We start from the raw sequence: 14,296 nt of genomic DNA, 5'->3' as shown, positions 1-14,296 counted from the left end.
GATTGAATTATTATTAATGTTTAATAATCAATTCAATGGTCCTTTTTTCATGAAGTAATAGCGAAAGGAAGGAATTAATGTTACAAGTAACAGATGTTGGATTAAGATTTGGAGATAAGGAGCTATATAAAGACGTAAATATCAAATTTACAAAAGGAAATTGCTATGGGATAATAGGAGCAAATGGAGCTGGAAAAAGTACATTTTTGAAAATATTATCTGGTGAGATTGAGCCAAATACAGGTAGCGTTTCAATAACTGATAAAGAGAGAATGTCCGTATTAAAGCAGGACCATTTTGAATACGATCAAGTTCCAGTAATCGATACAGTAATAATGGGGCATGAAAAACTGTGGAAAATAATGAAAGAAAAAGATGCCCTATATATGAAGGAAGACTTTAGCGATGAAGATGGTATCAAGGCTGCAGAGCTTGAGGGCGAATTTGCAGAATTAGACGGCTGGGATGCGGAGACAAATGCTGAAAAAATACTTATGGGATTGGGAATAGAAAAGGATTTACATTATTCTCTGATGAATGAAATATCAGGAGGAGAAAAGGTCAAAGTACTACTTGCACAGGCATTGTTTGGAAAGCCTGAAATATTGCTTTTAGACGAGCCTACAAACCATTTGGATTATGCTTCGATAAAATGGTTAAATGAGTTTATAATAAACCTAGATGAGACTATAGTAATCGTTGTATCACATGACAGACATTTCCTAAATACGATTTGTACACACATTGTCGATGTAGATTTTGGTAAGATAAAGCTTTACACTGGGAATTACGATTTTTGGTATGAATCAAGTCAACTTGCACTACAGCTGATGAAGGATCAAAACAAAAAAGCAGAAGAAAAAATCGCTCAGCTGAAGGAATTTATTGCCAGGTTTAGCTCGAATGCATCAAAGGCAAAGCAGGCTACATCTAGAAAAAAACAGCTTGAAAAGCTAAACATTGAAGAAATACAGCCATCCAGAAGAAAATATCCATATGTAGCATTTAAGCCTGAGAGGGAAATTGGAAACGAGGTATTGGAATTACACAGCATAACAAAGGAAATAGACGGAGTAAAGGTACTAAATGATATTAGCTTTAGACTTGATAATGATGATAAGGTAGTCTTTTTAGGAGATGATATTGCTACAACGGCACTTTTCGATATACTATCAGGAAAAGACGAAAGCTTTGAAGGTAGCTTCAAATGGGGAGTTACTACATCAAATGACTATATGCCAAAGAACCACAATGAATATTTTGATGGATGTGAGCTATCTTTGGTTGATTGGCTTAGACAATTCTCTGAGGAAAAGAGCGAAAGCTACATAAGAGGATTTTTGGGAAGGATGCTTTTCAGTGGCGATGAAGCGTTGAAGGAAGCGAATGTATTGTCAGGCGGAGAGAAGGTTAGATGTATGCTGTCAAAGCTGATGCTGTCAAATTCCAATGTTCTAATATTGGATGATCCGACAAACCATCTTGATCTTGAATCAATAACATCCGTAAACAAAGCATTAGAGGATTTCAAAGGAGTTTTACTATTTAGCTCACATGACCATCAATTTATTTCTTCTATAGCAAACAGAATAATATTTATTGGAGAAAATGGCATTGTAGATAGAAAAATGGATTTTGATGAGTTCATTGAAAGTGATGAAATACAAGAGCTACTAAAGAAAATAGTTCAATCATAAGAAATAAAAAATGAAAACTGACGATATTATTAACAAAATTGAAGAAAATCATTGTAAATATTTATTGGTATAAGTTATAAAACGCTTTTTGAATCTTATTAATAAAGCATAGCCAAAAATTATATCAAAAATAATCGAAAAACATTGTTTTTTTAAAAAAATTTTTAACTTAATTTTAGATAAAATTTTTGAATATGGTATCAATCTATAAATATGGTATTGATACCATATTTTTATAAAATTGTCTTGTCAATTATAATGTCCAAAAATATTTTCTTATTTTTGAATATTAGTTATTGTTTTTTTTATAGCAAGTATGATATAATGTTTGTATAAAAAAATTAGAAATACGAATAGGTGCTATTCTTTTTATAGATAATAGTTTTGCTACTTTTTATGAGATGATAGGAGGTGTGTCTTTTGATTTATGGATACTGTAGAGCAACAACTTCAAAGCAAGTTGAAAATGGATATTTAGATGAACAAGAAAAATCTATTACTGAACGGTATTTTGGATGTATTATTGTAAAAGAAGCTTCACTGGATATGAATATAAAACCAGACTTCGATTTGATAATGAACAAATTAATTGTTGGAGATACTATTGTTGTTACAAAGATGGATAGATTTGCCAGATCGCTTAGCGATGCCTGTGAAATTATCCAGTCAATTATTGACAGAGGTGCGAAAATACATATTTTAGATATTGGATTATTAGATGACTCTATAATGGGAAAGCTGCTATACACTACAATACTATCAATCAATGAATTTGAAAAGGCACTACTAGTTGAAAGAATACAATCTGGTAAGAACAAGGCAAAGAAAACCGAAGGCTTCAAGGAAGGAAGACCAAAGAAATATACTCAAAGTCAGATAGAAGAAGCTTTGAAGATGTTGGAATTATACTCATACAAAAAGGTAGAAGAACAGACTGGTATTTCAAAAAGTACGTTGATTAGGGCGAAAAAGGAATTATCAAAATAATAGCTATAGTTCGATAGGATGTGCGAAACAAAAAGAGCTTTTGATTAAGCTCTTTTTTTGTAATATTAGAAATGGGGTGAAGATTTGGAAAATTTAATTGTAGAACGTAACAAAAATATAGAGTGTCACAAAAACATAGAGTTAGAATATCATAAAAACATAGAATGCTATAAAAATATTGATTTGGAAGCTATATTTTCAAACCATTGTCCAGATGTTATTTCTTCTCAAAAGATATTGCTGTCGTCTGTTGTTATTCCAGTAATAAATATTGATGGAGTGGATAATATTCTTTTAGAGGTTAGAGGCAATAAGCTAAAGCATCAGCCAGGTGAAATATCTTTTCCTGGAGGAAAGATGGAGCCACATGAAAAACCTATAGATACAGCAGTTAGAGAGTTTTGTGAGGAGCTGATGTGTAATGAGGATAGTATTGATATAATTTCAGAGCTAAATCAATATATAGCTCCGAATAAGGGTATTATTTACACCTTTTTAGGAAGAGTAAAGGGTATAGATTTAGGTATATCAAATGATGAAGTAGATCGGTTGCTTCCAGTTCCAATATCATTTTTCAAGACAACTCAACCGAAAGCTATTATAAATAAATTGACTTTTGAACCAGCTGACGATTTCCCATTTGAAGAGATGAGAATACCAAAGGATTATTTTGACTTTAAAGTCGATAATGAAGTTATTTTCTATAAATACGAAAATGAAATAATATGGGGGATAACCGCATATATCATAAGAGATTTTGTTAGCAAAATCATTTAGAGCTTTTCCAAAGCTATTTAGATATTTTCAAATTAATTCTTTATTGATAGTGTAACATATGTATTGACAAATAAGATAGTTCTTTATTTAGTGTAACATATCTATTGACAATTAGAATATTTATAGATAGTTCTTTACAGAAAATTTTATTATGATATAATCTAATTAGAGAAACAAAATATATACAGGGGAGCTTTTTGCTGAGAGGAATTATTTCGACCCTTAGACACATTGGATAATGCCAGTGTAGGAAATATTTATCCCACGCTGTGGGATTTTTTTATTATCAAAATATTTAAGCTATATTATAAAAACGAATGAGAAGGAGATGATTTTATGGTGATTGCTGACATTGCCGTTATGCCTCTCAGACCATATGGTTCTGAGGATGAAATGTACAAAGTAGTAGATAAGTGTATAGAGCTTATCAAAGAAAGTGGAATGAAATACGAAATCAGTGCCAATTCAACAATTGTAGAGGGTGACTTGGATTCAGTTTTTGAATTGGCAAAGAGAGTTCATTTACTGCCATTTGAGCTAAATTGCGAGAGAGTGATTACTATTTTTAGAATAGATCAAAAACAAGGTGGAATTACTATAGATGAAAAGCTTAAAAACCATAGATAAAAAAATAAAAAATGGAATTTATCCATTAGTTACTTTGTTTATTTTGATATTGGTTTGGGAATTGACTATAGATATGCTCAAAATACCATCATATCTAATTCCAAGTCCAAGTGACATATTAATTGAATTTAAAGAAGATTGGCAAATATTGCTGATGCATAGCAAGGTTACATTGATTGAAACTATACTAGGATTGATAATTTCAGTCCTGCTAGCACTATTTATCGGCACTCTAATGGATTTTGTAACAATAATAAAAAAAAGTCTATACCCATTGATGTACGTTACACAGATGATTCCTACTATAACAATTGCTCCACTGCTAGTTATTTGGTTTGGCTTTGGAATAAAATCGAAGGTTCTATTGGTTGTTTTGACCTGTTTTTTCCCTATTCTTGTCAATTTTACTGATGGTATAGACAAAATTGATCAAGACTTTCTTAATATGTTCAGGCTGATGAAATCAAGTAGGTTGAAAACATTCATTCACTTGAAATTTCCGATGGCATTGGGAGATTTTTTTACAGGGTTGAAAATATCTAGCACATATGCATTTATTGCTGCAACCGTTGCAGAATGGCTTGGAGGAGCTTCTGGCTTGGGAGTATATATGGTTAGAGCTAAAAGCTCATATGCACTTGACAAGGTATTTGCCTGTACGATTCTAGTGGTTTTATTTAGCCTGATATTTGTAGGTGCTATCAATATTTTGAGAGATATCGTGATACGGTCTAATCATGAACATTGATAGAAAAGCAAAAATTGTAAAAAATATTATAAAAAAAATCAAGAAAAAAGTATTATGAAAATATCAAGAGAAAAATATCAAGAAAAACATATAAAAAAATGATATAGCAGAAATAAAAATAATTAGATAAAATATGAATTAAAAAGCATTAAAATTAAATTGGAGGATAAATATGAAGATAAAAAAAATTGCATCAATTTCCCTTACTATAGCACTTACTGCTTCTGTTTTGGCAGGTTGCTCACAGAAAAATAGCGAAACTACAAGCTCCGACAAGTTTCAAAAGGTAACATTGATGTTGGACTACACACCAAATACAAATCACACTGGTATATATGTGGCAAAAGAAAAAGGTTTCTATAAGGATTTTGGAATTGATCTTGAAATTGTTCAACCGTCAGAGGGCGATTCGGCAACCTTGGTTGCGACAGAAAAGGCAGATTTTGGTGTTAGCTATCAAGAAGACGTTACATATGCATTGACTAAGGAAAAAGATCCACTTCCTGTAAAGTCAATAGCTACAATTATTCAGCACAATACATCTGGATTTGCGTCACCTGATTCAAAGAATATAAAAACATCAAAGGATTTTGAAGGAAAGACATATGGCGGATGGGGATCGCCATCAGAGGAAGCAATAATAAAATTGGCAATGGAAAAAAACGGTGCAGATTTTTCCAAATTAAATAGAGTAGATATTGGTCAGGATGACTTCTTTACGGCTACAAAGAAAAATATTGATTTTGCTTGGGTGTTCTACGGATGGGATGGAATTAAAGCACAATTGCTTAAAGAAAAGATAAGCTATATACCAATAAAAGATATCGATGCTTCTTTAGACTATTACACACCTATCTTGATAACGAACAACAAGACAATAAAGGAAAATCCAGAGCTTGTAAAGAAATTTATGGAAGCTACTGCAAAGGGGTATGATTTAGCTATCGGCAATCCCAAAGAATCTGCTGAAATATTGATTAAGGCTGTTCCGGAACTAGACAAAAATTTGGTAATTGCAAGCCAAGAATATCTATCAAAGGAATATCAAGCAGATGCACCAAGATGGGGAGAGATGAAGTCATCAGTTTGGGAAAATTATGCCAAATTTATGAAATCAAACGGCTTGATAAAAAAGGACTTGAATGTAGAAGAGGCATTTACAAATGAATTCCTTCCAAAAAAATAAAAAAATCTCAAGCCAAAATAATAGAAACGTAACAGAAAAACAAAACGATACAGTCGCAGTAGAAAAAGACGAAATAAAGCTAAAGCTCAAAGACATATCAAAACAGTTTGGTGGTGATTTCGCATTGAAGGACATAAATATATACGTAAAAAAAGGAGAAATAGTATCCCTTATAGGTCCGAGTGGATGTGGAAAAAGTACGATATTTAATATTATCGCAGATTTGGTGAAGCAAGACTCTGGAATTTGTGATGTATATGGTGAAATAAGCTATATGTACCAAAAGAATTTGCTATTACCATACAAAAGCATCATAGATAATGTATGTTTACCATTGACTATCAAGGGTGTCAAAAAAAAGGATGCTCGGGAAGAGGTTTCTGGATATTTCGAGATATTTGGATTAGAGGGGTATGAAAATAGGTATCCAAATGAATTATCAGGTGGAATGAAGCAGAGAGCAAACTTTATGAGGACGTTTGTTCACTCAAACGATATTATGCTTTTGGATGAACCGTTCGGAGCATTGGATTCTATAACAAAAATGAGCTTGATAGAATGGTTTTTGGAGATACGAAAAAAACTGAAGCCAACAGTTATGCTTATAACACATGATATTGATGAGGCAATAGCTATATCAGATAGAATATATGTATTATCAAACAAGCCAACTGTAGTATTAGAAGAAATAGATTTGAGTAGCTATGACAAAAATGTAGATATTTGGGAGCTATCTGCAATGAAGAAAGAAGTAATGAAGATAATAGAAGATAATAGAAATTAACCCAAATTACTCAAAAAATAATATAAAAATAAAAATTTGATACATTATATTTTTTCTAAAAAAGTATAAACTCAAGAAGCTGTCACATTCACCATATGATGAATGTGGCACTTTTTATATCAAAATGCTCAGTCTATTGCAAAAAAGTTATCGATTTATGCTATCTCTTTGTATGGTATATTACATATGTTCATGATATAATAAGGTGTTAGAGTGTATTTGGGAGGTGCTTATGAAAATAGATAAACAAAAATTATCACCAATGATGAAAAAATATCTTGAAACAAAGGAAGAATACTCAGATTGTATACTTTTTTATAGATTGGGCGATTTTTACGAAATGTTTTTTGATGATGCGTTGCTTGCGTCAAAGGTATTGAATATCGCATTGACAGGAAAATCTTGTGGATTGGAAGAGAGAGCCCCAATGTGTGGTGTTCCATTCCATTCGGTAGATTCATATATTGCGAAAATGGTTGAGGATGGGTACAAAGTCGCAATCGCCGAGCAAGTGGAAGATCCAGCAACTGCCAATGGACTAGTTAGAAGAGAAGTCATCAAAATCGTTACTCCTGGTACACTATTGGAAACCGATGAGGTAGAATCATCAAATAGCTATTTGATGTCCATATATTCCAATGAATCTGATGATATAGGTGTAGCATATTATGATATCAAGACAGGTGAACTAAATGCATCAAAAATATCGAAAATTCATCTGAAGGACGAGGTATCAAAAATATGTCCTAAAGAGATAATTTCAAATAAACAAGCTATTATTTCAGAGCTTGAAATGATTTCCAAGCTGGCTAGGATTTATCTTAATGATGTCGTTGATGATTCTTTGATGGATGATGGTATATTGCTTGAAAGATTTGATGATGAATATCTAATTACAAACAGCATAAAATATGATGAAATATTGACAAAATCAATATCAATGGTTTTAAACTACATCAAAATCACACAGATGATAGAAACCTCAAATATTAATTCTGTCAATATACAGAGAAATAGTGATTTTATGAAGCTAGACTTGTTTACAAGGGTAAATCTAGAGTTAACTGAAACTATTAGAGGCAGAAATAAGGTCGGCTCTTTATTAAAGGTATTAAATTTTACTTCAACTCCAATGGGGGCGAGGATGCTAAAAAAACATATTGAACAACCATTGACGAATATTAGTCTAATTCAAGATAGACTTTCGATAGTCGATGAATTATTCAATAATTTTATATTGAGAACTGATTTGAAATCATATTTTTCAAAGATATACGATTTAGAGAGAATATGCTCAAAGATTGCTTATGAGAGAGTTACACCAAAGGATTTGGTATATTTAAAAAATAGTATAGAAATTATACCAAAAGTTATTGACGCAATAAATATATCTGATGCTAATAGATTGAAGAAAAAGACCTCCAAGCTTGATCCGTTGCTAGATATATGGGAATTGATTGAACATTCCATATTGGAAGAACCATCAAACAATGTCAAGGATGGAAATATCATTAAATCAGAGTATTCAAATGAATTGGCTGAATTGAGAGAGATTTCCTCAAAAGGAGCTTATTTGGTACAGGAGATAGAGAAAAAAGAAAAGGAATTAACAGGTGCAAAGACGTTAAAGGTAGGCTACAACAAGGTTTTTGGATATTATATTGAAATTACCAAGGTAGCATTGACTCAGGCAAATCTAGATGATAGATATATAAGAAAGCAAACACTGGTAAACGCTGAGAGATTTATTACATCTGAGTTAAAGGAAATAGAGGACAAAATTGTAAATGCTGAAGAAAAAATTAAAAATCTAGAATATGAGATTTTCGTATCCGTTCGTGATAGTATTTACAAGAATATTAAGAGAATACAAGATGTTGCAAACGTAATCGCCGAGCTTGATGTGTATTTATCGCACTCGATTGTCGCTGGGAAATATGATTATGTAAAACCGATGCTGAACAAAGCTGGAATGCTGTCAATTGAAGACGGAAGACATCCTGTCATCGAGCAGATTATTGGGACTGAGAACTTTATTACAAACAACACAGATATAGATAATGAAAACTCAATAAATATTATAACTGGTCCAAATATGTCGGGAAAATCTACCTATATGCGTCAGACTGCACTTATTTGTCTGATGGCACATATAGGTACATTCGTACCAGCAAAGTTTGCAGAAATACCTATAATGGATAGAATATTTACAAGAGTAGGTGCGAGTGATGATTTGGCACAAGGGCAATCGACCTTTATGGTTGAAATGAATGAGGTTAGTTTGATTTTATCAAATGCAACAAAAGATAGCTTGATAATATTGGATGAAATTGGTAGAGGTACTAGTACATATGACGGAATATCCCTTGCATGGTCAATAGTTGAATACATCCATGATAATATCAAGGCAAAGACGCTTTTTGCCACACATTATCATGAATTAACTGAGCTAGAAAACAAGTATGAAAATATAAAAAACTACTCTATACAGGTAAAAGAAGATGGAGATGATGTTATCTTCCTGAGAAAGATTATTCCTTCAGCTGCAGATAGGAGCTACGGAATTTATGTTGCAAAGCTTGCAAAGCTTCCAGATGAGGTGATAGAGCGTGCAGGAAATATTCTGCTTGAATTGGAAAAAAACCATATGTACAATTCAACTAGCATTGAAAAATCAACTGATATTACCAATAAAGATAATAATATTAAACTAAAAAATAATACTGTAAAAGAAGATAGTATTGCACAAGGACTAAATAGTAAATATAAGGAGTTCGTCGATGATATTATTAGCTTCGATTTGATGAATTCTACACCGATTGATATGGTAAACAAGCTCTATGAGCTTCAAAAAAGAGCAAAATCTATTTAAGAAAACTGCAAATAGCTTTACAAAAAATAGCTTGAAATCAGAAAAATCAATTTTAAAAACAGCTAAATAAATTTAATGAGGAGGTACTATGTCGAGAATAAATATACTAGATGATTCTACAATAAATAAGATTGCAGCTGGAGAGGTTATTGAAAGACCTGCTTCGATTGTCAAAGAATTGATTGAAAACTCAATAGATGCCTCTTCCTCGTATATTTCAATTGAAATAGAAAATGGTGGAAAAGATCTGATAAAGATTGTGGACAATGGCAGAGGTATACCTCATGACGATGTGAACAAGGCATTTATGAGACATGCAACAAGTAAAATTCAGAGGGTTGAAGATCTAAATACCTTAAATTCGTTGGGATTTAGAGGTGAAGCACTCGCATCAATCGCCGCGGTTTCAAAGGTAAGGATGATAACAAAGACTGCTGACGAGTTGACAGCAACTGAAATAATCATAAATGGTGGTAATATCAATTCTAAAAGTCCAACGTCTGGAAATACTGGAACTCAGTTAATAGTCAGCTCGCTATTTTACAATACCCCAGCGAGAAGAAAGTTTTTAAAATCAAACCAAGCCGAAACAATGGCTATTACTGATTTAATAAACAAGCTGGCAATTGGAAATCCAAGTGTTAGGTTCAAGTATATCAATAATAAAAAAACAATATTTGAAACAACTGGTGACGGAAGCACTATTAATGCGATAAGAGTTATTCAGGGAAGAGATATCGTTGATAACCTAATAGAAATCTCATACAAATCACCATATTTTTCTGTTTCGGGATATATAGCAAACAACAATGTGTACAGATCGAATAGAAATTTTGAATATATTTATACAAACGGAAGATATATAAAAAGCTCCAACCTTATGAATATAATTAATGAATCATATAAGGCAATTATACCTATTAATAAATATCCGGTATATTTTTTAAACTTTGAAATTAATCCATCAAAAATAGATGTTAATATTCATCCGAGCAAGCTCGAGGTAAAGTTTGATGAAGAGACAGCTATACTAAATGAAATAGGCGATTATATTCGTGGGATGTTAATAAAAAAAAGCTTGATTGGAAGATATACACCAAACAAAAAGCTTTATGATGAAGATAGCAGTATGAAGCATTTCAGCTCATTTACATACGAAAATAATTCTAGTTTTGCTACGAAAAGAAATATTTTGGATGATAAACTGGAAAATAAAATGAATGATGAAGTAAATTATAAGGTAGATGATGAAGTAAATTATAAGGTAGATGATAAAGCAAGTTGTAAAATTGATAATAGAGCAGAATTTCCAGCCAGCTATGATATAAATAAAAAAATTGCTGATAAAGTTGATTGCAATATTCCTAAAAAAGACATAGGTTCAATTGACAACAATATTCCTAAAAATGACATATATTCAACTAACAACGTTTCTCTTAAGAAAGATGTATCTATAGTCGGCAGCAGCTCGCATAATGAAGTGGATTATTTTAGCAGTGGTGTGGCAAATAAAGCTGTAGCAGATACAACAGTAGAAAATAAGTCTTTTTTTGATGATGAAGAACAGGATTCCAGACTAAATGATTTCAAGAATTTAAATATTATAGGTATAATTTTTGACACTTATATAATTTTTCAACGTGGAGGCGAAATGATATTGATGGATCAGCACGCTGCTCATGAAAGAGTTAGATTTGAAATGTATATGAAAGCTTTCAGGGAAAGTAGCGTCAATACTCAATTACTGATTGATCCAATAATAATGGAATTATCGGTAAATGACATAGACATAGTTAGAACAAATATAGATAGTTTTCAAAAATTTGGCTTTATTGTTGAAGAATATGGTCTGAGAAATATTAGAATTTTGGGAGTGCCAAATACATTTGGTATTCCTGAAAGTGAAAAATTTATCTTTGAGATAATCGATAATATCGAAAAAATAGAGAATCCATATGACTCAAAATATGATGATATTGCTGAAATAGCTTGTAAATCTGCAATAAAGGCAAACGATAAAATAAGCTACAATGAAGCAAGAGAATTGGTATCACAGCTCGAAAAATGTGAAAATCCATATACTTGTCCTCATGGTAGACCTATAATGACGAAAGTAACAAAGTATGAAATAGAAAAGATGTTTAAAAGAAAAAATGCATAGAATAATATTATAGAATAATATTGTAAAAAACAGTTTTACAGAAAAAGAGGTATGGTAAGTATGAGTAAGATACCAATATTGATATTAACTGGTCCAACTGCTGTTGGAAAAACAAAGCTATCAATTGAATTGGCAAAAAAGTATGATGCAGAGATTGTTTCAGCAGATTCAATGCAAATTTATAAATATATGGATATCGGAAGTGCAAAGGTCACTACTGAAGAAATGGAGAATATTCCACACCATATGATCGATATTGTTGAACCAGATGTGAATTTTTCAGTTTCGGAGTTTAGAGCTTTGGCTATTGAAAAAATAAAAAAAATTCATAGTAGGGGAAAGCTATCAATAGTAACTGGTGGTACTGGACTTTATTTAAATTCACTTATTTATGACATGGACTTTGGAAATACTTTTTCAGATGAATATATTAGAGATGAGCTAAGGGATATCTTGAACAAAAATGGAATTGAATATTTGCATGATATATTAAAGTCATATTCTTCAGATGTAGCATCACGAATACATCCAAATAATACAAAGCGTGTGATTAGAGCTATAGAGGTGTTCAAATTGGGAGGAGATTTCGGCGACTTTTCAAATGACTTGAAGCCTAATGATAGCTTTGATGTAAAAATCGTGGTATTAAACAGAGATAGAAACGTTTTATACAACAGGATAAACCTGAGGGTCGATCTTATGTTTGATATTGGTTTAGTTGAGGAAGTGGAGCGATTACGTAATATGGGATATTCCAAGGAGCTAGTATCTATGAAGGGAATTGGATACAAGGAAATACTCGACGTATTTGATGGATTAACAGATATGGAATCTGCCAAAAATCTAATAAAACAAAAATCAAGAAATTACGCAAAAAGGCAGATAACTTGGTTTAAAAAATATGACGATGCACTGTGGTTGGATCTGGACAAATATAGTGAAGCAATAGATCAGATTAAGCTGATTGATGAGTATGTATAAATTTTCCGAAATAACTTGATTGATAAATATATATAAATTTTTCAAATCAGGTATATCGATGGATATGTTTACTTTTCAAAACAAACTGGTTGATAAATACGTATAGGTTTACAGATTAAATCGATTGATAAAGATGTATATATTTTTATAAGAATGGAGGAATTATGTTAAAATCAACAGAAGATATACTGAGCAAAATGTATGGCATCGATGGTAATATTTTAGAGCTGTCAAAATCAATTAATAAAGAAATAAGTGGTCAATTTGATAGAATTAGAGAAATAAGGGAATTTAATCAATTGAAGGTTCTAAATGCAATGCAGGAATCTCATTTGAGCGATAATCATTTTAACTGGACTACTGGATATGGATACAACGATATAGGTAGAGAAAAGGTTGAAGAAATATATGCAAGAGTATTCAATACTGAAGACGCATTAGTCAGACCTCAAATAGTTAATGGAACTCATGCCTTGTCTCTAACAATTCAGGGTATAGTAAGACCTGGTGACGAAATTCTTTCTATAACAAATGCTCCTTATGATACTTTGCAGGGGGTAATTGGAATAAGAGAAGAAAAAGGAAGTTTAAAAGAATTTGGTGTAACATACAAGCAGGTTGATTTTCTGCCGGATGGAAATATTGATATAGATGGAGCCAAGAAAGCTATCAGTGAAAAAACGAAGCTGATAATGATTCAGAGATCTAAAGGATATGCTTGGAGAAAATCCTTGAGTATAAATGATATCAAAGAAGCGATAGAGGCTGTGAAATCAGTAAAAAAGGATATAATCGTAATGGTTGATAACTGTTATGGTGAGTTTTTGGAAGAATTGGAGCCGACAGATGTTGGCGCTGATGTAATAGCTGGCTCCTTGATCAAAAATCCCGGTGGAGGTCTGGCACTTGCAGGTGGTTATATAGTCGGAAAAAAAGATATTATCGAATTGATTTCATATAGATTGACTGCACCTGGAATTGGTAAAGAATGTGGACTGATGTTTGGTACGACTAGAACTATTATTCAAGGTCTATTTTTAGCACCTTATGTCGTCTCTCAGGCAGTGATGGGGGCAGTATATTGCTCTAGATTGTTTGAAAAGCTAGGCTATAAGGTTAATCCAAGATACGATGATCAAAGGAGCGATATTATACAGATAGTTCAGCTAAAAAATGCTGATGAAGTGGTTAAATTCTGTGAAGGAGTTCAGGAAGCAGCACCGGTAGATTCATTCGTGCGACCAGTGCCATGGGATATGCCAGGGTATGGAGATCAGGTAATTATGGCTGCAGGAGCATTTGTACAAGGCTCTTCAATTGAATTATCAGCAGATGCACCTATCAGAGAGCCGTATAATGTGTATTTCCAAGGTGGATTAACATATGACCACTCTAAGATGGGCAGCTTGAAGGCACTGCAGAGAATGGGTGTACTATAAAAATAAGATGTTTTTAATTTATAGGATTATTTTTTTG

11 protein-coding genes are annotated in these 14,296 nt (G+C 32.2%); all 11 read left to right on the top strand.

Annotated features, from left to right (window positions below):
- Positions 1 to 77: 77 nt before the first annotated feature.
- The gene (locus tag BM120_RS04365) at positions 78 to 1,697 is read left to right on the top strand and encodes an ABC-F family ATP-binding cassette domain-containing protein (RefSeq protein ID WP_091993585.1); all 1,620 of its coding nucleotides are present in this window, start codon (positions 78 to 80) and stop codon (positions 1,695 to 1,697) included.
- A 411-nt stretch (positions 1,698 to 2,108) separates the two neighbouring features.
- Complete coding sequence (locus tag BM120_RS04360; protein ID WP_442956750.1) at positions 2,109 to 2,684, top strand: recombinase family protein; 576 nt, start codon at positions 2,109 to 2,111, stop codon at positions 2,682 to 2,684.
- A gap of 84 nt (positions 2,685 to 2,768) precedes the next feature.
- The gene (locus BM120_RS04355) at positions 2,769 to 3,461 is read left to right on the top strand and encodes an NUDIX hydrolase (RefSeq protein ID WP_091993582.1); all 693 of its coding nucleotides are present in this window, start codon (positions 2,769 to 2,771) and stop codon (positions 3,459 to 3,461) included.
- A gap of 336 nt (positions 3,462 to 3,797) precedes the next feature.
- A complete protein-coding gene (locus BM120_RS04350; RefSeq protein WP_091993580.1) occupies positions 3,798 to 4,088 on the top strand; it encodes an MTH1187 family thiamine-binding protein in 291 nt (96 codons plus the stop codon).
- Complete coding sequence (locus tag BM120_RS04345) at positions 4,063 to 4,836, top strand: ABC transporter permease (RefSeq protein WP_091993578.1); 774 nt, start codon at positions 4,063 to 4,065, stop codon at positions 4,834 to 4,836. The genes BM120_RS04350 and BM120_RS04345 overlap by 26 nt, the downstream gene beginning before the upstream one ends.
- 172 nt (positions 4,837 to 5,008) lie before the next feature.
- The gene (locus BM120_RS04340) at positions 5,009 to 6,022 is read left to right on the top strand and encodes an ABC transporter substrate-binding protein (protein WP_091993577.1); all 1,014 of its coding nucleotides are present in this window, start codon (positions 5,009 to 5,011) and stop codon (positions 6,020 to 6,022) included.
- Positions 6,000 to 6,806 carry an ABC transporter ATP-binding protein gene (locus BM120_RS04335; RefSeq protein ID WP_091993575.1) on the top strand — a complete coding sequence of 269 codons (807 nt, stop codon included), beginning with the start codon at positions 6,000 to 6,002 and terminating at the stop codon, positions 6,804 to 6,806. Before BM120_RS04340 ends, BM120_RS04335 begins: the two co-directional genes overlap by 23 nt.
- Positions 6,807 to 7,038: 232 nt before the next feature.
- Positions 7,039 to 9,678 carry a DNA mismatch repair protein MutS gene (gene mutS, locus BM120_RS04330; protein WP_091993573.1) on the top strand — a complete coding sequence of 880 codons (2,640 nt, stop codon included), beginning with the start codon at positions 7,039 to 7,041 and terminating at the stop codon, positions 9,676 to 9,678.
- A gap of 88 nt (positions 9,679 to 9,766) precedes the next feature.
- Complete coding sequence (gene mutL / locus BM120_RS04325; protein WP_091993571.1) at positions 9,767 to 11,839, top strand: DNA mismatch repair endonuclease MutL; 2,073 nt, start codon at positions 9,767 to 9,769, stop codon at positions 11,837 to 11,839.
- 60 nt (positions 11,840 to 11,899) lie between these two features.
- Positions 11,900 to 12,820 carry a tRNA (adenosine(37)-N6)-dimethylallyltransferase MiaA gene (gene miaA, locus BM120_RS04320; RefSeq protein WP_091993569.1) on the top strand — a complete coding sequence of 307 codons (921 nt, stop codon included), beginning with the start codon at positions 11,900 to 11,902 and terminating at the stop codon, positions 12,818 to 12,820.
- 164 nt (positions 12,821 to 12,984) lie between these two features.
- Positions 12,985 to 14,259, top strand: coding sequence for a methionine gamma-lyase family protein (locus tag BM120_RS04315; protein ID WP_091993568.1), 1,275 nt, complete (start codon positions 12,985 to 12,987; stop codon positions 14,257 to 14,259).
- Positions 14,260 to 14,296: the final 37 nt, after the last annotated feature.

It is taken from the genome of Peptostreptococcus sp. D1 (assembly GCF_900112955.1).
Lineage (GTDB): Bacteria > Bacillota > Clostridia > Peptostreptococcales > Peptostreptococcaceae > Peptostreptococcus.
Note: the sequence above shows the minus strand (reverse complement) of the source record. Positions and strands in the feature narration are given on the sequence as shown.

Excerpts from the sequence above, each read along its gene's own strand:
- BM120_RS04365 (WP_091993585.1), top strand. The coding sequence starts at position 78 with ATGTTACAAGTAACAGATGTTGGATTAAGATTTGGAGATAAGGAGCTA.
- BM120_RS04350 (WP_091993580.1), top strand. The coding sequence starts at position 3,798 with ATGGTGATTGCTGACATTGCCGTTATGCCTCTCAGACCATATGGTTCT.
- BM120_RS04345 (WP_091993578.1), top strand. The coding sequence starts at position 4,063 with ATGAAAAGCTTAAAAACCATAGATAAAAAAATAAAAAATGGAATTTAT.
- BM120_RS04340 (WP_091993577.1), top strand. The coding sequence starts at position 5,009 with ATGAAGATAAAAAAAATTGCATCAATTTCCCTTACTATAGCACTTACT.
- BM120_RS04335 (WP_091993575.1), top strand. The coding sequence starts at position 6,000 with ATGAATTCCTTCCAAAAAAATAAAAAAATCTCAAGCCAAAATAATAGA.
- mutS (WP_091993573.1), top strand. The coding sequence starts at position 7,039 with ATGAAAATAGATAAACAAAAATTATCACCAATGATGAAAAAATATCTT.
- mutL (WP_091993571.1), top strand. The coding sequence starts at position 9,767 with ATGTCGAGAATAAATATACTAGATGATTCTACAATAAATAAGATTGCA.
- miaA (WP_091993569.1), top strand. The coding sequence starts at position 11,900 with ATGAGTAAGATACCAATATTGATATTAACTGGTCCAACTGCTGTTGGA.
- BM120_RS04315 (WP_091993568.1), top strand. The coding sequence starts at position 12,985 with ATGTTAAAATCAACAGAAGATATACTGAGCAAAATGTATGGCATCGAT.